This is a genomic window from Rhodococcus sp. ACPA4 (genome assembly GCF_002300185.1).
In the GTDB taxonomy this organism is placed as follows: domain Bacteria; phylum Actinomycetota; class Actinomycetes; order Mycobacteriales; family Mycobacteriaceae; genus Rhodococcus_F; species Rhodococcus_F globerula.
The window spans coordinates 278,545-297,451 of sequence record NZ_NSDY01000001.1 but is presented as its reverse complement, the minus strand read 5'-3'; the positions used below and the strand labels follow the sequence as shown (position 1 = coordinate 297,451).

Genomic DNA, 18,907 nt, shown 5'->3' with positions numbered 1-18,907 from the left:
ACGATCTCCTTCAAGTCGGGTACCGCGAGCGTCGCGGTTGATCGCTTATTGATAGCAAGACCGACCGACAGGTACTGAAATGACGCGACACGACGCGCGGAGAGACTGACCGGAATGCGCTGCTGCTGCGGACAATTCGGACGCATTAGTACGAAATGTGCGTGATCGAATTCACTTCCCGTAGTGTGCACGGAGCCAGCTGATCAAAACAGATATGTACGGGGGGTTGATGGCGAGTGAAGTGATCATTTTATTTAGTTCAGTGGCCGCGACTTGCGCACTGCGCTCACCAATGGTTCCCTCATCTAGTCGATGAGACCCACATCACATTCGACAACTGTCAGCCACCTCCCGTCCCCCACAAGGTCGCCGGGAATCAATCAAGGAGCAATACATGCCCGGAGTCGGCATATGGCGCACCAAATCCGTCGAGCAATCGATCGCGGACACCGACGAGCCTGAAACCAAGCTCAAAAAGGAACTGACCGCGAAGGACCTCACGGTCTTCGGCGTCGCCGTTGTCATCGGCGCAGGTATCTTCACCCTCACCGCCAGAACAGCCGGCAACGTAGCGGGCCCCTCGATCTCACTGGCCTTTGTTCTTGCAGCCATCGCGTGTGCACTTGCAGCCCTCTGTTACGCAGAGTTTGCCTCGACGGTCCCCGTCGCCGGCAGCGCGTACACGTTCTCGTATGCAACCTTCGGCGAATTCGCAGCCTGGATCATCGGCTGGGACCTGATCCTCGAATTTGCACTTGCCTCCGCCGTAGTCGGCAAGGGGTGGTCGCTCTATCTCGGCAATGTGATCGGGGCGAGCGGAAGCACCACAGCTCACATCGGATCCATCAGCTTCGACTGGGGCGCACTGCTCATCATCGGAGCGATCACACTTATTCTCGCGATCGGCACCAAGGTTTCGTCCCGAGTCTCTGCCGTCATCACCGCGATCAAGATCGCAGTTGTTCTCCTTGTCATCGTCGTCGGTGCGTTCTACATCAAGAAAGAGAACTACTCGCCCTTCATCCCGCCCGCCGAAGGCGCTGAGAGCACGGCTAGCGGAATTCACCAGACGCTGTTCTCCTGGCTGACCGGAGCCGGCGGAAGCAGTTACGGCGCATACGGTCTCCTTGCCGCTGCCAGCCTGGTCTTCTTTGCCTTCATCGGGTTCGACGTCGTCGCTACCACCGCCGAAGAGACGAAGAACCCCCAGAAGTCGCTGCCGCGCGGAATCTTCGGCTCGCTCGCGATCGTGACCGTCCTGTACGTCGCTGTCACCCTGGTTCTGACCGGCATGGTCAAGTACACCGAACTCAAGGACGGTAGCCCGCTCGTCGGCGACTCGAGTGCCACGCTCGCCACCGCCTTCGAAGCCAACGGAATCGGATGGGCACAAACTGCCATCAACTTCGGCGGCCTCGCCGGCCTGACCACTGTTGTCATGGTCATGATGCTCGGCCAGACCCGCGTCCTGTTTGCCATGTCACGTGACGGCCTGATGCCCAGGAAGCTTGCCAAGACCACCAGCAAGGGCATCCCGCTGCGCATCACGCTGATCGTCGGCGGCATCGTCGCAGTGCTCGCTGCCTTCTTCCCCATGGGAACTCTCGAAGAGATGGTCAACATCGGCACGCTGTTCGCCTTTGTGCTCGTCTGCGTCGGCGTGATCGTGCTTCGCCGCACCCGTCCCGATCTGCCGCGCGGATTCCGCGTGCCGTGGGTGCCGTTCGTTCCGATTCTCGCGGTTCTCGCCTGCGGTTGGCTCATGCTCAACCTGTCGGTCGAAACCTGGATTCGATTTGTGGTCTGGATGGCGATCGGCGTTGTCGTGTACTTCGCGTACGGTCACCGCAAATCGGTACTCGGTCGCAAGCTGAAGGACGGCACGGCGATCCCGGCCGCCAATGCCGCACCGGTGCTCGTCAAGGATTGATCAACCCAGATCGACAAACAGCAGCCGCCCGCCTTCCTTTTCGGAGAGGCGGGCGGCTGTTTTTCTACATCGGATCAGATGAGCGGGTTCGCCCCGTTCAGGAAAATCCACGTGCACACGCCGGCACCGATACCCAGAATCAGCACAACCAACGAACCGATGAAGGGCCGCTTCGCCCAGCCTCGGCGGCCGTCCAGCGCGATTCGCCCTGGTCCCGTGAGGATGATCACACCAGCGCAGATCCCCAAGAGCATCTCGTACTCGGTTCCGTTTGGCGCAAAGTACTCGAGACCTGGCTCAGCCAACTGACGAAGCGCCCATGCATTGATCATTACGGCCAGCACCGACGCCGCGGCAATCGGAGTCAACAGACCCAAAATCAGCAGTGCGCCACCAGCCACCTCGCCGACCGCACCCAAAATTGCCAACAACTTGGCCTGTTCGAATCCCGCTTCGGCCAACATCGTTTCGAAGCCGCCCAGCCCCGGGCCGTTCCACAAACCCGTCAGCTTCTGTAATCCGTGTACCAACGCGGTGCCGCCCACCGCCAACCGGAGCGCCAAAAGACCGAGATCCAGTGTTCCTCGGCTCGGCCGCGGATCTTCGGCCACCGGAATCGGGTCTGCGACCGCGACCGGATCGGCCGGCATCTCGTACGCGGTATCGCGTGTGAGCACCTCAGTCGGTTTATCAAGTAACCCCGGACGATATGCCGGGATTTGTTCGGTCACGGAATTTGCTTGCGCTGAACCGAAATCGAGATCGTCGTCGGTTCGCGGCAACGAATTGCGGGCATTCACCGGAGGAAACTGCTCCGTCGGTGAGTCGTAAGGACTGGACACTTTGCCCGTCGCCACGCCGGGTTCCGACAGTTCGCTGGGGTCTTTTCGCTCGTCAGTCACGTAGGAGAGCCTAAAGCGGTGACACGACGAGGTCGGGGAACCTACTCCGGCGTGGCGGCGCAGGGCATCGGTTACGTAACGTCTTCACCATGACTACGGGTGGACGCAACACGTCGCGCAGAACACGACGCGCCGCATCGGCAACCTTGGCACTCGCCTTCGCTGCGTCCATCCTTTCCGGTTGCGCCGACTTCGACGAATCGACGGCAAGCCCTTTCACTCCGGAACCGACCATCCAATCGAACGCGGAAGTTGCGCCGCAGAACCCGCAACCCTCGACAACTACCGCTCCGCCCGTAGCACCCAGCGGCCCCCTCGGCCCGTGTGTGGATGCCGACCCGGCGGTCATCGCAACGTGCCTCGACACCACCGGTGGACTGCTCACCCTGCCAGACGGAAACTCAGGTCTGGTTGCCGAACGCCGGACCGGCCGGATCCTGCAGGTCGCCCCCGGCCAAATCCCCGTCGAGGTCGCCAAGATCGACGTCGACGGAAGTGCTGACGGCGGACTACTCGATATTGCCCTGTCCCCTACCTTCGTCGAAGACAACCTGATCTACGCGTACGTCACGACGGGCTCAGACAATCGTGTGGTCCGCATTGCGCCGGGCGACACCGCAAAGGTAGTCCTCGGAGGAATTCCTCGGGGCGCCAACGGGAACCGAGGTTCCCTCGAGTTTGCCGCACCCGATCAACTCATGGTCCTGACCGGAGATGCCGGAAATCCAGCTGCTGCAAACGATCCCGCATCACTGGCCGGCAAGCTGCTTCGTGTTCGATCCCTCGCCCCCAATGCCACTCCCCCGCGCCCCGACGTTGTCCTGTCAGGTATCGGTAATGGCGGTGGCGTGTGCGTGGAACCCGGCATCGCGACGTGGGTCACCGATCGCACCGCACTGGAGGATCGCCTCCAACGGGTAGGTGCAGACGGTACCGTGACCGCTCCGGCTTGGACGTGGCCCGACCGCCCGGGAGTAGGCGGCTGCGTGGCAGTACAAGGCGTTGTTGCAGTGGCTTTGGGCGCGGGTAAAGCCGTGGCTTCACTGGCAACCGACCCCGGTACCGGCGCCATCACCACACCGCCGGGTGCTGTTGCCAAGGATACTTACGGTCAACTCGAAGGCCTGGCGTTGGGCGCGGACGGATTGCTGTGGGTCAGCACCGTCAACAAGTCGGCGGGCGAACCTGGCCCGAATGACGACAAGGTAGTGAAGATTCCCATGCCCAGCGGCGGCGGCGGAGTCGACTGATACTCGTCAAAAGCTAAGCCGCCCTGAAGTTTCCAGTCAGCATTCAGACTTTTCCGACTGATTTTCAGGAGCCCTCCCAATCGAACAGGATTTCGATTACGGTGGGGGAATGTTCGATCCAGGGGTGGGAAGTTTCGGTATCTCGGCACAGCTGAGTGGTACCGAAACTGATTGCGCCCTCGTTGATTTGATGGCCGAATTGCATTCGTGCGAGGCGATGTTGGTCGAGCGGAAACTGGCCGTGGTGGCGGAGTTCTTCACCCGCCGCAGCGCCGAGCATGTCGAGGGTGGCACGTGGACGTCGTCGGCGCACGAGCTCGCCGAATCCGAGGTCGGCGCGGTCTTGACGATGGGCCGTGCTGCGGCCGGGAAGCTCATCGGGTTGGGTTTTGCTTTGAAGACGCGGTTGCATCGCACGCGGGCCGCGATGGCCCGCGGTGAACTCGACTTCTACCGGGTCTCGTTGATCGAGTCGGCGACCGCGAATGTCAGTGACGAGCTGATCGACGAGGTCGAACGCTTGCTGCTCGAGCAGGTGTTGGCTCCACCGGTGGACGGTGGTATCGGGTTGACGGGTCGCCGGTTGACGGCGGCGATCGACCGGATCGTGGCCCGCGTCGATCCGGAAGGGATGCGGGAACGCCGCCGCCGCGCGCTCGCCGATCGATTTGTGTGGGTCAGTGCCGCCGAGGACGGCATGGCTCGCATCCTGGGCAGTATCCCGGCGGAGCAGGCCCGCGCGTTCGACGGCCGGTTGCGGGAATTGGCCATGTCGGTGTGCCGCCATGATTCCCGTACGTACGAGCAGCGCCGAGCCGATGCCTTGGGCGCGTTGGTGAGTGGTTCGACGGTGTTGGTATGCGACTGCGACCGCGCCGATTGCCCGCAGGACCGTAGTGGTTTGGTGATCATGCGCCGGCCGTTGGTACATGTCGTAGTACACGATTCCACCCTGAGCCCAGGATCGAACGAACCTGCACATCTCGACGGCTTTGGCGTCATCAGCGCCGAACATGCCCGCGACATCGCAAAAGACGCAGACGTTCGAGAAGTACGAGTACCGGAAACACCTGATCCCGCCTCGGCATCGGTGTACCGCCCCGGCGCGGCACTCGACACGTGGCTGCGGGTCAGCGAGGGAAGCTGCCAATGGCCGCACTGCGATGTCCCGGCCTGGAACTGCGACCTCGACCACAACGATCCGTTCAACCACACCGACCCCGCGAGCGGCGGGAAGACCGTTGCTTCGAACCTGAGCGCGTTCTGCCGCAACCATCACCGCCTCAAGCATTCCGGGAAGTGGCAGCTCGCCCCGAATCCGGACCGCAGCGTCACTCTGACTTCGCAGACCGGCCATTGCTACCGCACCAGAGCTGCCGGACTACTCGCCGGGATGCAGGAACCACCGCCACCGGAAGGCGGCACCAGACGACGGACACGACTGGAGAACAAAGCTGCCCGCATCCGAAGCGAACGCAAACACCGCCGCGTCAAGATTCAAACCGGGCGGCGAAGAATGCGGAACGCAAACGCCGCCAAACCTTCCCGATCTCCACACCCCGACAGCATGTGCCCCGAAAGCGCACACCTAGCAAACACATCGACTACGGCAACGACCCACCACCGTTCTGAACAGACTCACCGATCCCGTGACCGAACATGCGCTGACGCGTACCCTTTTGTTAGCGGGACTAATCACCACGCTGCCAGGGCCCGTTGACCAACCACGACAGCGCAGTCGGGACAAAGGAGTCGGAATGAAGGCAATCCAGTACACGAGAATCGGCGCTGAACCCGAACTCACGGAGATTCCCAAACCCGAACCTGGTCCAGGTGAAGTGCTCCTGGAAGTGACCGCAGCCGGCGTCTGCCACTCGGACGACTTCATCATGAGCCTGCCGGAAGAGCAGTACAGTTACGGCCTGCCGCTCACTCTCGGCCACGAAGGTGCCGGCCGTGTCGCAGCGGTTGGCGACGGCGTCGAAGGTCTCGACATCGGAACCAACGTCGTGGTCTACGGCCCGTGGGGCTGCGGAAATTGCTGGCACTGCTCACAGGGACTCGAAAACTACTGTTCTCGCGCAGAGGAACTCGGTATTCGCCCTCCCGGACTGGGCGCCCCCGGCGCGCTGGCCGAGTTCATGATCGTCGACTCTCCTCGCCACCTTGTCCCGATCGGTGACCTCGACCCGGTCAAGACAGTGCCGTTGACCGACGCAGGCTTGACGCCGTATCACGCGATCAAACGGTCTCTGCCAAAACTTCGCGGAGGCTCGTACGCCATTGTCATCGGAACCGGCGGCCTCGGCCACGTTGCCATTCAACTCCTCCGCCACCTCTCGGCGGCTACCGTTATCGCACTGGACGTGAGCGCGGACAAGCTCGAACTGGCAACCAAGGTGGGCGCTCACGAAGTTGTCCTGTCCGACAAGAACGCGGCCGAGAACGTCCGCAAGATCACCGGAAGTCAGGGCGCCGCACTGGTTCTCGACTTCGTCGGCTATCAGCCCACCATCGACACCGCGATGGCGGTTGCCGGCGTCGGATCGGACGTCACGATCGTCGGGATCGGCGACAGCCAGGCGCACGCCAAAGTTGGATTCTTCCAAAGTCCTTACGAGGCTTCGGTGACAGTTCCGTACTGGGGCGCCCGCAACGAGTTGATCGAATTGATCGACCTCGCGCACGCCGGCATTTTCGACATCGCGGTCGAGACCTTCAGTCTCGACAACGGAGCGGAAGCGTATCGACGCTTGGCCGCCGGAACGCTCAGCGGCCGCGCGGTTGTGGTCCCTGGCTTGTAGATCGACAGCGGTAAACCACTGATGCCCAGCCGAATTCGATTCGGCTGGGCATCAGTGCTCAGTACTGAGTGTGCGACAGACTAGCTGCACGCCTCCAGAACAAGTTCCTTCACCCGTGCCGCGTCAGCCTGGCCGCGGGTAGCCTTCATGACGTCGCCGACAATCTTTCCGGCGGCCTGCACCTTGCCGCTGCGGATCTTGTCTGCGATATCGGGGTTGGCAGCGAGTGCCTCGTCGACAGCAGCCTTGAGCTTGGTCTCGTCACGCTCGACAACCAATTCGGGATGTGCCGCCAGAACCTGCTCGGGATCACCCTCACCGTCGAGAACATGGTCCACGACCTGACGGGCGACCTTGTTGTTGAGCTTGCCGCTGTCGATGAGAGCAACAACCTGCGCGACCTGGGACGGCGTAATCGGCAGTGCGCCGAGTTCAACTCCGCGAGTGTTGGCCTGCTGTGACAGGTACGACAACCACCAGGATCGGGCGGCTTCTGGCGAAGCGCCGGCTTCGGTGGTGGCGATGACCAGGTCGATGGCACCGGCGTTGACGAGGTCGCGCATGACCTCGTCGGAGATCCCCCAGTCCTTCTGGATCCGCGCACGGCGGATCCAGGGCAGCTCGGGCAAGGTGGCGCGCAGTTCTTCGACCCACTCGGCGCTGGGGGCAACGGGTTCGAGGTCGGGTTCCGGGAAGTAGCGGTAGTCTTCCGCGGTTTCCTTACGTCGACCAGCGGAGGTGGTGCCGTCGGCTTCCTGGAAGTGACGCGTCTCCTGGATAACCTCGATACCGGCGTCGAGCACTGCCGCCTGACGACGCATCTCGTAGCGAACTGCGACCTCGACGCTCTTGAGGGAGTTGACGTTCTTGGTCTCGGTGCGGGTACCCAGTTCGGTGGAACCGATCGGCATCAGCGAGATGTTGGCGTCGCAGCGCATCGAACCCTGGTCCATGCGGACGTCGGAGACGTCGAGGGACTTCAGCAGATCACGAAGCGCCGTGACGTACGCGCGAGCGACCTCGGGGGCGCGCTCACCGGCACCGTGGATGGTCTTGGTGACGATCTCCACCAAGGGAACACCCGCACGGTTGTAGTCGAGCAGCGAATGGCTGGCACCGTGGATACGACCGGTAGCGCCACCCACGTGAAGGGACTTACCGGTGTCCTCTTCCATGTGGGCGCGCTCGATCTCGACGCGCCACGTAGTGCCGTCGTCGAGGACCACGTCGAGGTAGCCCTCGGTTGCGATCGGCTCGTCGTACTGGGAGATCTGGTAGTTCTTGGGCTGATCCGGGTAGAAGTAGTTCTTGCGCGCGAATCGACCCCACGGTGTGATGGAGCAGTTGAGCGCAAGACCGATCCGGATCGCGGATTCGACAGCAGCAGCGTTCACCACTGGCAATGAACCTGGCAGGCCCAGACAGACCGGGCAGACCTGGGTATTGGGTTCGGCACCGAACTCGGTGGGGCACGGGCAGAACATCTTGGTAGCGGTGCCGAGTTCTACGTGCACCTCCATACCCATCACAGGCTCGTACTTGGTCAGCACTTCGTCGTAATCGAGGATGTCGGGCGCATCGACAGCAGTCATGGTGACTAGTTTATGCGCCGTACGCTCAGCCGAAGAATGCGGCTGCCTCCTCGTAACGCTCCTTGGGCACGGTCTTGAGCTTGCGGGTTGCCTCGGCGAGAGGAACCAGGTCGATGGACGTACCGTGCAGGGCCACCATCTGGCCGAAATCACCACGATGAGCTGCGTCGGTGGCGTGGACGCCGAAGCGGGTGGCGAGGATCCGGTCGTGTGGTGTCGGGGTACCACCACGCTGGATATGGCCGAGAACGGTCGTACGGACTTCCTTGCCGATACGGCGCTCGATTTCGTTGCCCAACTGCTGCGCGACGCCGGTGAAGATCTTGTGTCCGAACTCGTCGATGCCGCCTTCACGCAAAGTCATGGAAGCGGGATCGGGCATCGCGCCTTCGGCGACAACGCAGATGAAGTGAGAATCACCACGCTGGAAACGCTTCTTGACCATGGCGCACACTTCGTCGACGTCGAACGGCTGCTCCGGAACCAACGTCAGATGAGCACCGGACGCCAATCCGGCCTGCAGTGCGATCCAGCCGGCATGTCGACCCATGACCTCGACCAGCATGACGCGCTGGTGCGATTCCGCTGTGGTGTGGAGGCGGTCGATCGCGTCGGTGGCAACGGCCAGCGCTGTGTCGAAACCGAATGTGACGTCGGTGCAGTCGATGTCGTTGTCGATTGTCTTGGGCACTCCGATCACCGGAACACCGCTCTCCGCGAGCCAACTGGCCGCGGTGAGTGTGCCTTCACCGCCGATCGGGATCAGGACGTCGATTCCGTTGTCGTCGAGAGTTTGTTTGATCTGATCGAGTCCGGCCCGCAGTTTGTCGGGGTTGACGCGTGCGGTTCCCAGAATGGTTCCGCCGCGCGTGAGGATGCGATTGATGCGGTCGTCGGCCGCGAGGGGAACCTTGCGATCTTCGAGCAGACCACGCCAGCCGTCGCGGAAGCCGACGACGGTACTGCCGTACCGCCCGTCCGACGTGCGAACCACCGCACGGATAACCGCGTTCAACCCTGGGCAATCGCCGCCACCTGTGAGGACTCCGATTCGCATTGTAAAAAGCACCTCTCAACAGTTGGGTGATTGCAGGATCTGCTGTCCATCTTCCCCCAGCAGGCGCGGTGGCGCAGGATTGTCACTTTTCAGATCAAGCCCGGCAATCATCCCGGTGTGACAAGTCCACTTTCGTATGCAACGACAACCGCTTGTGCTCGATCTCGCAGGTCCAGTTTCGAGAGAACCTTGCCGACGTGTGTCTTCACCGTCTGTTCCGCGACAAACAGGTGCTCGGCAATTTCGATGTTCGACAGCCCTCGTGCGATCAGTTCCAGCACTTCACGCTCGCGTGGGGTCAACATGTCGAGAGCGCTGGAACGAACCCGGGTGGGTGTTCTCCTACTCGTCACTTCCTCGATCAACCGCCGTGTCACGGTCGGAGCCAGCAATGCATGCCCTTCGGCGACGACGCGCACCGCCCGAATCAGTTCCTCGGCGGGGGCGTCCTTGAGCATGAAACCACTCGCCCCGATCCGCAGAGCCTCGTAGACGTAGTCATCGATGTCGAAAGTCGTGAGCATGAGGACCCGAACCGGTGGCTCCCCACCCGTTGCCAGAATCTGGCGCGCTGCATCGAGGCCGTTCATCTCCGGCATCCGCACGTCCATCAACACGACGTCGGGGCGCAGGCGCGCTACTTCGGCAACCGCAACCCTGCCGTCGGGGGCATCTCCGATGACGCTGATATCGGGTTGCGCGGCGAGCAGGGCTCCGAATCCCTGTCTGACCATTGCCTGATCGTCGGCGATGAATACTGTGATGGGCACTCCGACAGCCTAGGCGGCGACCGTCGGCAATATAGCGCGGACCTCGAACCCGCCGCCCGCCAGCAGTTGCGTGTCAACCATTCCGCCGACGGCGGACGCACGCTCGACCATCCCGCGGATTCCATTGCCACCGGCGGTATCCGAAGACTTGGCGACACTGGAAGTCGGGACACCGCCACCCGCCGGCGGTCCGTTCACCACCCGAACCTGCGTGGACGCTTGGCCGAACTCGACGGACACCTCGATGGGGCTACCCGGTGCATGCCGGACGGCATTGGTGATCGATTCCTGCACGATGCGATACACGACAAGACCGGTGGACGCCGACACGCGTGTTCGATCACCATCCACGTTCCATACCAACGGAATTCCCGCGCGGGCGCTGCCTGCCAGTAGCTCGTCGAGTTGCAGCGCTCCCGGTTGCGGCGCGACCTGGGTGGCTTCGGCGTCGCTGCGCAGTACACCCAGCAACCCGCGAATCTCGTTGAGCGCAGCGCGCCCCGTGTCACCGATCGAATCGAACTCGGCGCGGATCTCGGGCGTCACGTCGCCGAGTCGGTACGGCGCACTCTGCGCCTGCACCACCACCATCGACATGTGGTGGGCGACAATGTCGTGCAGCTCGCGGGCTATCCTGGCCTTCTCTTCCAACACGGTTCGGCGGGCACGTTCGACTTCATTTACCTCTTCCTGCTTCGCCAACGCACGACGTGAAAGAACAAGCCACCGAATCAGGAAGCAAAAAACCACCAGCGCGGTCAGACCCACCGCCCACCCGGCACCGTCCTGGCCCGGCGTCTCGGCAAAGAACAACAGGACCGTCGAGATCCACGCAACCCCCACCACCGGTACCGCAGCAGTGAGACTGACCGCGGCAAGCAGAGCCATGATCACCATGATGTGAACGACCTGCCAGGGATATTCGTACCCGGGCACGAGATCGAATACGTGTGGAATCACCAACGCCGAGATCGCGGAAACAGCCCATCCCAGAGCGGGATTGATTCGGATCAGGACAAAGGGAAACGCGGCCAACGCAGCCACGAACGGCTGAATCGGCGGTGACACCGCATGCGTCAGGTGCAACGTCGGCCAGGCGACCGTAAAGAGAATCAACGTCACGACAACTACAGCTACGTTCGCGAACTGATCACCGGTCAACCGCCGCGACGCGCGGGTCACACTCGCCTGCGCCACTTTCATCTTTCCTGCCTTCATCACCTGTCCAGCCTAGAAAGCGAACCCTCGAAAGTCGTCATACTGCGGAGTGAGAAACCCCTAACTCCGCAGTATCAGTGGTCCAGGGTTCCTCTCACCCCAGAGCACAGACAAACCACTCTGCGGAGCGATGCTCAGGTGCACCCGCCGTTCATAGCGTCAACTGCATGCGAATCACACGAGCAACGACGCTGCCCCAGCGCAGCGCTATCTGGGCGACACAGCGTAGCGCAACCTGGGCAGCGCTGAGTGTTGTCGCAGCGGCGACGGTCACCATCAGTGCCGCGCCTCGCGACGTGCAAGCGGCAGCGCCGGAGAATCACCTTGCCGCACAGGCCGTTGCAGCGGTCACCAGCTCTGATGCCGCACCAAGCGTGCCGCGCGACTTTGCCGCGTTCTCAGGCTACGAACCCGTCATCGTCGCCGGTCACCTCGCCAATCCGAAGGGTGCCTGCTCGTCCCCCGTTCCCCTTCCCGACGAGTTCGACTCCGCCTGCAAGGCCCACGATCTTGGCTACGACCTGCTCCGCTACGCACGGTTCCACGGCGACGAGCTCGGCCCATGGGCACGGCAAGCACTCGACGGCCAACTCGACCAGAGAATGCACGATGCCTGTGACACGAGGGAATCCCCGGCGTCGCGGTCCTACTGCTTTGCCATGGCCGACATCGCAACCACTGCCGTGAACGGGAATTCGTGGCGTCAGAACTACCTGACGCCGGTTCAGGAATCCGGGTTCGGATACGCCGCCGCTGGTGTGCTCGGCCTCTCCGCACTCGGACTCACCTTCCTTCGGTCACGGCGACCTGCCGCGGCCGGCGCCTACTCGCAGAAAGCCGTTGCAGCATGAGCGTTCTCGATACCGTCCAACCGTCGGTGCTCTCCCGGATCGCAGCGGTCCCGCTCCCCCGCATCTCGGCAACGGTAGCCACGGGTTCGATGGCCGCAGTATCTCTGGCACCCGGCCTGTTGCCGAGAACCGCCGTACTGCAAGGACTCTTCAGCGGTGTGCTCATGGCGGTGGGAATCTTTGTTGCCTGGGCACTGACGACTGCATGGCACGCACTGCCGCTGCGGGCACGATCGGAACGGTTCGACACTCGATCCTGGCGCACCCGAACTGCGATCGTTGCCACCGCCGTTGTTGCGCTGTTCGCTACGTCTGCCAACGGCTGGCAGAACTCACTCCGCGTTGCAATGGGGGCGCCGCCGGTCGGAATTCGCCACTGGATCGAAGTCATCTGCATCGCTGCACTGACCGTACTGATCCTGACCACAATGGCATCCGGCATTCGGAAAGTACTGCACCGCCTGGGTTTTGCCCGCACCATCGGCATAGCAGCGATCTGCGCCTTCGGACTTCAGCTGACCTTCGGCAGCATCGCCACCGCGTCGGCGCAGTCAGTGGAAGGGCAGAAGTTCCTTGCCGCCGGAACCGATTCGGTGCGTGTCTATGCCGATCTCGACTCCGGACCGGACGCAGGATCGCGGGCCAACCACGCGGTGGCCGAACTCGACCGCGTCGGCGGATTTGCTCGTAGCGCCGTCGTTGTAGCCGTCCCCACCGGTTCGGGGTGGATCGACACTCGGGCCGTCGACGGTATCGAGCAGCGATTCGGCAGTGACGTCGCGATCGTCGGTCAGCAGTACTCCGCTGCACCGAGTTGGGCTGCATTTCTGTTCCAACGCTCCGATGCCGAGGAATCGGCGCAGGCAATACTGACCGCGGTCGCCACCCGCATCGCGGAACTTCCCGCCACCGAACGCCCCGACCTCTATCTCTACGGCCAGAGTCTTGGCGCCGTGGGCGGCAGCGCTGCCCTGGCCGAGGCCCTTCCGACGCAGTTGTGCGCCGTCCTCTGGGCCGGACCGCCCGCCGGCGCTACCCGAGTGGACGGGACAACCGTTCTGGCCAACACCTCCGATCCTGTGGTGTGGTGGTCGCCGGCCCTCGCGACGACGCCACCAGACCTGAGCCGCGCGGTCCAGGACGCCCCGATGCCGCAGTGGATTCCGGTGGTCAGTTTCCTTCAGACCAGCGTCGACATGCTCGCCTCCCTCGACGTCCCCGCGGGTCACGGTCACCGATACGGCACCGAGCAGGGCACGCAACTCGGAACCTGCCACTAGAACACAAGCGCCTAGAGTGGGTGCAGTGGCCAAAGGAACGCGCAAGACCAAGACTCGCAGCACCACCCCCGACCGCCGAGACGACGGACCTGTTCCCGGCGTCTTCCCTATCGACACCGGCACGTGTGAACTTGTTCGTGATCAGTACTCGGACACGGGGTGGATTCTGCAGATCAACGGTGTTCCCAGCTCACACATCGATCTGGCCGACCCGAAGACCTTGGACTTCGAGTACATGCGCTGGATCGCCCACCTGGTCGATTCGGAACGCGATCCGAAAGAGCGTCTGCGCGTCCTGCACCTCGGCGGCGGCGCCTGTTCGATGGCTCGGTACATCTGCGCGACGTACCCCGACGCCCGTCAGGTTGTTGTCGAAATCGACGGCGCATTAGCCGAATTGGTTCGCGACTGGTTCGATCTGCCGCGTGCACCACTGCTCCGCATCCGCGTCGGCGAAGCGCGCGCGGTCACGGAAACTCTCACCGATTCGACGCGGGACATCATCATCCGAGATGTCTTTGCGGGCAGCACAACTCCGGTTCCACTGACCACGGCGCAGTTCACCACACACGTACGACGCGTCCTTGCGCCGGGCGGGATTTACCTCGTCAACTGTGGCGACACCCCGGACTTGCAGGGGGCGCGCGCCGAAGCCGCAACTATCGGTGCGCAGTTCGAGCACCTGGCCATCATCGCCGATCCGGCAATGCTCAAGGGCAGGCGCTACGGAAACATGATCATCGCGGGTAGCGACGTTCCGATCGCGCAGTCGCCGGCCCTTGCCCGTGAACTCCTGGGCGGCGGAGTTCCCGCACATGTGTGGGGAGACGCCGAGGTCCGCAAGTTTGCGGCCTCGGCATCCGTCCGAGAAGACTGAAGTCGGCGTTACTCTCCGCCGAACACCCGTTCCACCACAGCTTTTGCCCGTCGCGTGATGCGGAGATAGTTGTCGAGGAACTCCCCCGAGTCATCTCCGTATCCCGCAACCTGCGCCACGGCGGACAGGACGCGTCCCGGTCCTGGCAGTTGATCGGTCGGCTTTCCGCGAACCAGCACAAGGCAATTGCGGGCCTTGGTCGCCGTGATCCACGCATCGCGCAGCAACTCCACGTCGGATTCACTGAGCAACTCGGCTGCACCGATCGCGTCCAGCGTTTCCAGCGTCGATGTGTTGTGCAACGACGCGATCTTGTCGGCGTGACGCAGCTGGATCAGCTGCACGGTCCACTCGATATCGGCCAGTCCGCCGCGACCCAGCTTGGTGTGTGTCGCGGGGTCGGCTCCACGAGGGAGACGTTCGGAATCGACGCGAGCCTTGATTCGGCGAATCTCGCGAACCGCCGTTTCGCTGACGCCGCCCTCTGGATAACGGGTCTTGTCGATCATGTGCAGGAACCGCAGTCCCAGATCGGGATCACCGGCTACCGGGTGGGCGCGAAGCAGTGCCTGAATCTCCCACGCCTGCGCCCATTTTGCGTAGTAGGCGTCGTACGATTCGAGGGTGCGGACCATGGGGCCGTTGCGTCCCTCGGGGCGCAGTCCCGTATCCACCTCGAGCGGCGGATCCGTGCTCGGTGCACCGAGAAGCTTGCGCACCTTGTCCGCAATGCTGTTGGCCCACTTGACCGCAACGGTCTCGTCGACGCCCTCGACGGGCTCGCACACGAACAGAACGTCGGCGTCGGAGCCGTATCCCAGTTCGCCGCCGCCGAGTCGGCCCATGCCGATCACGGAGAACGCCGCAGGGGCGGGCGTTCCCAGTTCGGCAACACTGGCCTTGATCACGGCGGACAGCGACGCGTTGAGTACCGCGGCCCACACCGACGACAGTGCCTTGCACACCGCCGGAACGTCGAGCATTCCCAGAATGTCGGCCGACGCGATGCGCGCCAACTCGTGGCGACGCAACGAACGTGCCGCTGCGACAGCGCGATTGGGGTCACTGTGCCGCGCTGAGGCGGTGAGAATACCGCGCGAGACGTCCTCGGGTACCGGTTCGATCAGACGCGGGCCACTCGGCGAATCCGCATACAGACGAATGACGTCTGGTGCCTTGATCAGCAGATCCGGCAAGTACGCGGAAGAGCCAAGCACCGTCATCAGACGTTCGGCGACGGCAGCCTCGTCGCGAAGCAACCGAAGGAACCAGGTCTGATCGACCAGTGCGTCGGACAAGCGTCGGTACGCCAACAGTCCGGCGTCGGGATCCGGTGTGTCGGCAAGACATTCGAGTAGCGTCGGCAAGAGCAGCGCCTGGATCCGCCCCTTGCGGGACGCTCCCGCAGTCAAGGCCGTGAGGTGACCGAGCGCATTCTCGGGGGCGGTGTATCCCAACGCCGCCAACTGGCGAACGGCAGCTTCCGGCCCGAGAGCCAACGATTCCTTGTCCATCCGCGCCACGGACTCGAGCAGCGGACGGTAGAACAGCTTGGCGTGCAACCGGCGGATTCGATGGGAGTTCCGTTTGATCTCGGCGCGCAACACCCCGAGCGCGTCGAGGCGGCCGTCGGGACGCATGTGCGCGGCGCGGGCCAGCCAACGCAACGCCTCGTCGTCGTCCGGCGGCGGCAACGTGTGGGTGCGCTTGAGCTTCTGCAACTGCAGACGATGCTCGAGGAGACGCAGGAATTCATAGGACGCGGTGAGGTTCGCGGCGTCGTCTCGGCCGACATAACCACCGGCGGCCAGCGCTGTCAGCGCATCGACTGTGCTCTGCACGTGCAGAGTGTCATCGGCGCGGCCGTGCACCAATTGCAGGAGCTGAACGGCAAATTCGACGTCTCGCAAACTTCCGCGACCGAGTTTGAGCTCGCGCTCTCGCATCTCGGGCGGAACCATTTCCTCGACGCGTCGGCGCATGGCCTGCACTTCGGGAACGAAGTCCTCACGTTCGGACGCCGTCCAGACCATCGGGCTCATGGCCTCGGCGTACTGACGCCCGAGTTCCATGTCCCCCGTCATCGGACGGGCCTTCAGAAGAGCCTGGAACTCCCACGTCTTGGCCCACCGCTTGTAGTATGCGATGTGGGAATCGAGTGAACGCACCAGTTCGCCGCGCTTACCCTCGGGGCGGAGCGCAGCATCCACTTCGAAGAACGCGGACGTGCCGATCCTCATCAACTCGCCCGCTACGCGAGAAGCAGTAGCGTCGGCCGGTTCGGCAACAAACACGACGTCGACGTCGGACACGTAGTTCAGTTCGCGCGCACCACATTTGCCCATCGCGATAACCGCAAGGCGGATGGGGCATGTGCCTTCGGGGCACACGGTGGCGATCGCTACCGACAGAGCCGCAGTCAGTGCCGCGTCGGCCAGATCCGAGAGCTGATGCCCGATGGTCTGATACGGAACCACGGGTTCGTTTTCGACGGTGGCCGCCAAATCGCACGCGGCCAGCAACATCAGCTGATCCTTGTACGACTTCCGAAGCGCAACAACCGCGTCCGGACCGGTCATCGCAGCGCGGTACGTCTGCGAGCCTCGGGTTGCGCCCTCGTCCAACGTTGCGCCGACGGCCCCGAGCAGCGCCGTGGTGGCGGCGGCCTTGGTAGGCAGCGATGCGCCGTCGAGAATGCGCCACGCGGACGGATCGGCAACGATGTGATCACCGAATGCCGCCGACGCTCCGATCAGTCCGAGCAGCCGTCCGCGCAGGCTCTTGTCCTTACGCAGCGCGTCGTCGAGGTCACTCCATCCGTCGCCCAGCGAATCCTTGATGCGCACCAACGTGCGCAACGCAAGATCGGCGTTGGCGGAACGCGAGAGTGACCACAGGAGTTCGATGCTCTCCGAGTCCACCCAGCCGAGTTGGCGAAGCTCGTCGGCTGCGGTGTTCTCGACCAACCCGAGCCGGCCCGGCCCGGGTACCACGGATCGTGCGGACGGCGGCTTGACCATCACAGGCCGAGGTAGGTCTTGAGCTCGAACGGCGTCACGTGGCTGCGGTATTCCTCCCATTCACGCCGCTTGTTCCGCAGGAAGAAGTCGAAAACGTGCTCGCCGAGAGCCTCGGCCACCAGCTCCGACTTCTCCATCTCGCGCAGAGCACCGTCGAGGTTGCTCGGCAATTCCTTGTACCCCATGGCGCGACGCTCGGCGGAGGTCAACGACCACACGTCGTCCTCGGCCTCGGGAGGCAAGGTGTAGCCCTTCTCGATGCCGCGCAGACCGGCCGCGAGCAGCACCGCAAACGTCAGGTACGGGTTGCATGCCGAATCTGGGCTGCGGATCTCGACACGACGCGACGACGCCTTGTTCGGCGTGTACATCGGCACGCGGATCAGCGCCGAGCGGTTGGAGGGTCCCCACGACGCTGCCGTCGGAGCCTCGCCGCCGTGGACCAGGCGCTTGTAGGAGTTGACCCACTGGTTCGTGACGGCACTGATCTCGTTGGCGTGCTCGAGAATGCCGGCGATGAATGCCTTGCCGGTCTCCGAGAGCTGCATCGGATCGTCCGGGTTGTGGAACGCGTTCGTGTCGCCTTCGAACAGGCTCATGTGCGTGTGCATCGCCGAACCGGCCTGATCGCTGAACGGCTTGGGCATGAAGCTCGCCCGCACGCCTTCGCCGATCGCGACCTCCTTGACGACGTACCGGAACGTCATCACGTTGTCGGCCATGGACAACGCGTCGGCGTAGCGGAGATCGATCTCCTGCTGCCCGGGAGCGGCCTCGTGATGGCTGAACTCGACCGAGATCCCCATGGACTCGAGAGCGTCGATCGCGTGACGACGGAAGTTGGGAGCCGAATCGTGCACGGCCTGATCGAAGTAGCCACCGGAATCGGCCGGGATCGGCGGAGTGCCGTCCAAGGGACCGTTCTCGAGGAGGAAGAACTCGATCTCGGGATGCACGTAGCAACTGAAGCCCAGGTCACTGGCCTTGCTCAGCTGACGACGCAGCACGTGCCTCGGGTCAGCCCACGACGGCGAACCGTCCGGGTTGGTGATGTCGCAGAACATGCGAGCCGAATGCTGCGCGCCGTCCTTGTGCGCCCACGGCAGGATCTGGAAAGTCGACGCGTCAGGGCGGGCAACGGTGTCCGCTTCGGACACTCGGGCGAATCCCTCGATGGCGGAACCGTCGAAACCGATTCCCTCTTCGAAGGCACCTTCGAGTTCCGCGGGGGCGATCGCCACCGATTTGAGGTAACCGAGAACGTCGGTGAACCACAAGCGGACGAACCGAATGTCGCGCTCTTCCAGGGTACGAAGCACGAATTCTTTTTGGCGATCCATGCACGCGAGAGTAAGC

The 18,907-nt window shown here is 63.1% G+C and carries 14 protein-coding genes; 7 read left to right on the top strand and 7 right to left on the bottom strand.

The features are described 5' to 3' along the window. Positions 1–394: 394 nt before the first annotated feature. Entirely contained in the window at positions 395–1,930 is a 1,536-nt protein-coding gene (locus CJ178_RS01360) for an amino acid permease (RefSeq protein ID WP_092808555.1), read from the top strand. Between the two features lie 74 nt (positions 1,931–2,004). Here CJ178_RS01360 and CJ178_RS01355 read toward each other — a convergent pair whose 3' ends face one another. Further along, entirely contained in the window at positions 2,005–2,832 is an 828-nt protein-coding gene (locus tag CJ178_RS01355; protein ID WP_033236595.1) for a DoxX family protein, read from the bottom strand. Positions 2,833–2,921: 89 nt separating this feature from the next. Between CJ178_RS01355 and CJ178_RS01350 the strand changes: the two genes are divergently transcribed. From CJ178_RS01350 to CJ178_RS01340, 3 genes are all read left to right on the top strand, one after another. Then, positions 2,922–4,082: a PQQ-dependent sugar dehydrogenase gene (locus CJ178_RS01350; RefSeq protein ID WP_033236596.1), complete on the top strand. Its 1,161-nt coding sequence runs from the start codon at positions 2,922–2,924 to the stop codon at positions 4,080–4,082. Positions 4,083–4,191: 109 nt separating this feature from the next. Next, positions 4,192–5,802, top strand: a complete 1,611-nt coding sequence (locus tag CJ178_RS01345; protein ID WP_257012960.1) for an HNH endonuclease signature motif containing protein — start codon at positions 4,192–4,194, stop codon at positions 5,800–5,802. Positions 5,803–5,839: 37 nt separating this feature from the next. Then, complete coding sequence (locus CJ178_RS01340) at positions 5,840–6,886, top strand: NAD(P)-dependent alcohol dehydrogenase (protein WP_033233154.1); 1,047 nt, start codon at positions 5,840–5,842, stop codon at positions 6,884–6,886. A gap of 80 nt (positions 6,887–6,966) precedes the next feature. Here the strand turns inward: CJ178_RS01340 and gatB are convergent, their stop codons facing one another. From gatB to CJ178_RS01320, 4 genes are all read right to left on the bottom strand, one after another. Further along, entirely contained in the window at positions 6,967–8,478 is a 1,512-nt protein-coding gene (gene gatB / locus CJ178_RS01335) for an Asp-tRNA(Asn)/Glu-tRNA(Gln) amidotransferase subunit GatB (protein WP_092808609.1), read from the bottom strand. A gap of 25 nt (positions 8,479–8,503) precedes the next feature. Next, complete coding sequence (locus tag CJ178_RS01330) at positions 8,504–9,535, bottom strand: ATP-dependent 6-phosphofructokinase (RefSeq protein ID WP_033233152.1); 1,032 nt, start codon at positions 9,533–9,535, stop codon at positions 8,504–8,506. A 107-nt stretch (positions 9,536–9,642) separates the two neighbouring features. Next, the gene (locus tag CJ178_RS01325; protein WP_033233151.1) at positions 9,643–10,305 is read right to left on the bottom strand and encodes a response regulator; all 663 of its coding nucleotides are present in this window, start codon (positions 10,303–10,305) and stop codon (positions 9,643–9,645) included. A 9-nt stretch (positions 10,306–10,314) separates the two neighbouring features. Next, positions 10,315–11,523: a sensor histidine kinase gene (locus CJ178_RS01320; protein WP_033233150.1), complete on the bottom strand. Its 1,209-nt coding sequence runs from the start codon at positions 11,521–11,523 to the stop codon at positions 10,315–10,317. A gap of 167 nt (positions 11,524–11,690) precedes the next feature. Between CJ178_RS01320 and CJ178_RS01315 the strand changes: the two genes are divergently transcribed. From CJ178_RS01315 to CJ178_RS01305, 3 genes are read left to right on the top strand one after another with little or no spacing between them, the layout of a single operon-like run. Continuing rightward, positions 11,691–12,374, top strand: a complete 684-nt coding sequence (locus tag CJ178_RS01315; protein WP_257012958.1) for a hypothetical protein — start codon at positions 11,691–11,693, stop codon at positions 12,372–12,374. Then, on the top strand, positions 12,371–13,654 hold the full coding sequence (locus CJ178_RS01310) for an alpha/beta-hydrolase family protein (RefSeq protein ID WP_095885951.1): 1,284 nt from the start codon (positions 12,371–12,373) through the stop codon (positions 13,652–13,654). Before CJ178_RS01315 ends, CJ178_RS01310 begins: the two co-directional genes overlap by 4 nt. Before the next feature lie 25 nt (positions 13,655–13,679). After that, positions 13,680–14,531 carry a spermidine synthase gene (locus CJ178_RS01305; RefSeq protein ID WP_033233197.1) on the top strand — a complete coding sequence of 284 codons (852 nt, stop codon included), beginning with the start codon at positions 13,680–13,682 and terminating at the stop codon, positions 14,529–14,531. An 8-nt stretch (positions 14,532–14,539) separates the two neighbouring features. Here CJ178_RS01305 and CJ178_RS01300 read toward each other — a convergent pair whose 3' ends face one another. Continuing rightward, positions 14,540–17,551, bottom strand: coding sequence for a bifunctional [glutamine synthetase] adenylyltransferase/[glutamine synthetase]-adenylyl-L-tyrosine phosphorylase (locus tag CJ178_RS01300; RefSeq protein ID WP_095885950.1), 3,012 nt, complete (start codon positions 17,549–17,551; stop codon positions 14,540–14,542). Further along, complete coding sequence (locus tag CJ178_RS01295) at positions 17,551–18,891, bottom strand: glutamine synthetase family protein (RefSeq protein WP_033233146.1); 1,341 nt, start codon at positions 18,889–18,891, stop codon at positions 17,551–17,553. The genes CJ178_RS01300 and CJ178_RS01295 overlap by 1 nt, the downstream gene beginning before the upstream one ends. Positions 18,892–18,907 lie beyond the last annotated feature (16 nt).

What these genes read in the sequence shown, in the direction of transcription:
- CJ178_RS01320 (WP_033233150.1), bottom strand. Translation starts at nt 11,523, where the DNA reads ATGAAGGCAGGAAAGATGAAAGTGGCGCAGGCGAGTGTGACCCGCGCG.
- gatB (WP_092808609.1), bottom strand. Translation starts at nt 8,478, where the DNA reads ATGACTGCTGTCGATGCGCCCGACATCCTCGATTACGACGAAGTGCTG.
- CJ178_RS01350 (WP_033236596.1), top strand. Translation starts at nt 2,922, where the DNA reads ATGACTACGGGTGGACGCAACACGTCGCGCAGAACACGACGCGCCGCA.
- CJ178_RS01330 (WP_033233152.1), bottom strand. Translation starts at nt 9,535, where the DNA reads ATGCGAATCGGAGTCCTCACAGGTGGCGGCGATTGCCCAGGGTTGAAC.
- CJ178_RS01360 (WP_092808555.1), top strand. Translation starts at nt 395, where the DNA reads ATGCCCGGAGTCGGCATATGGCGCACCAAATCCGTCGAGCAATCGATC.
- CJ178_RS01310 (WP_095885951.1), top strand. Translation starts at nt 12,371, where the DNA reads ATGAGCGTTCTCGATACCGTCCAACCGTCGGTGCTCTCCCGGATCGCA.
- CJ178_RS01340 (WP_033233154.1), top strand. Translation starts at nt 5,840, where the DNA reads ATGAAGGCAATCCAGTACACGAGAATCGGCGCTGAACCCGAACTCACG.
- CJ178_RS01315 (WP_257012958.1), top strand. Translation starts at nt 11,691, where the DNA reads ATGCGAATCACACGAGCAACGACGCTGCCCCAGCGCAGCGCTATCTGG.
- CJ178_RS01295 (WP_033233146.1), bottom strand. Translation starts at nt 18,891, where the DNA reads ATGGATCGCCAAAAAGAATTCGTGCTTCGTACCCTGGAAGAGCGCGAC.
- CJ178_RS01300 (WP_095885950.1), bottom strand. Translation starts at nt 17,551, where the DNA reads ATGGTCAAGCCGCCGTCCGCACGATCCGTGGTACCCGGGCCGGGCCGG.
- CJ178_RS01345 (WP_257012960.1), top strand. Translation starts at nt 4,192, where the DNA reads ATGTTCGATCCAGGGGTGGGAAGTTTCGGTATCTCGGCACAGCTGAGT.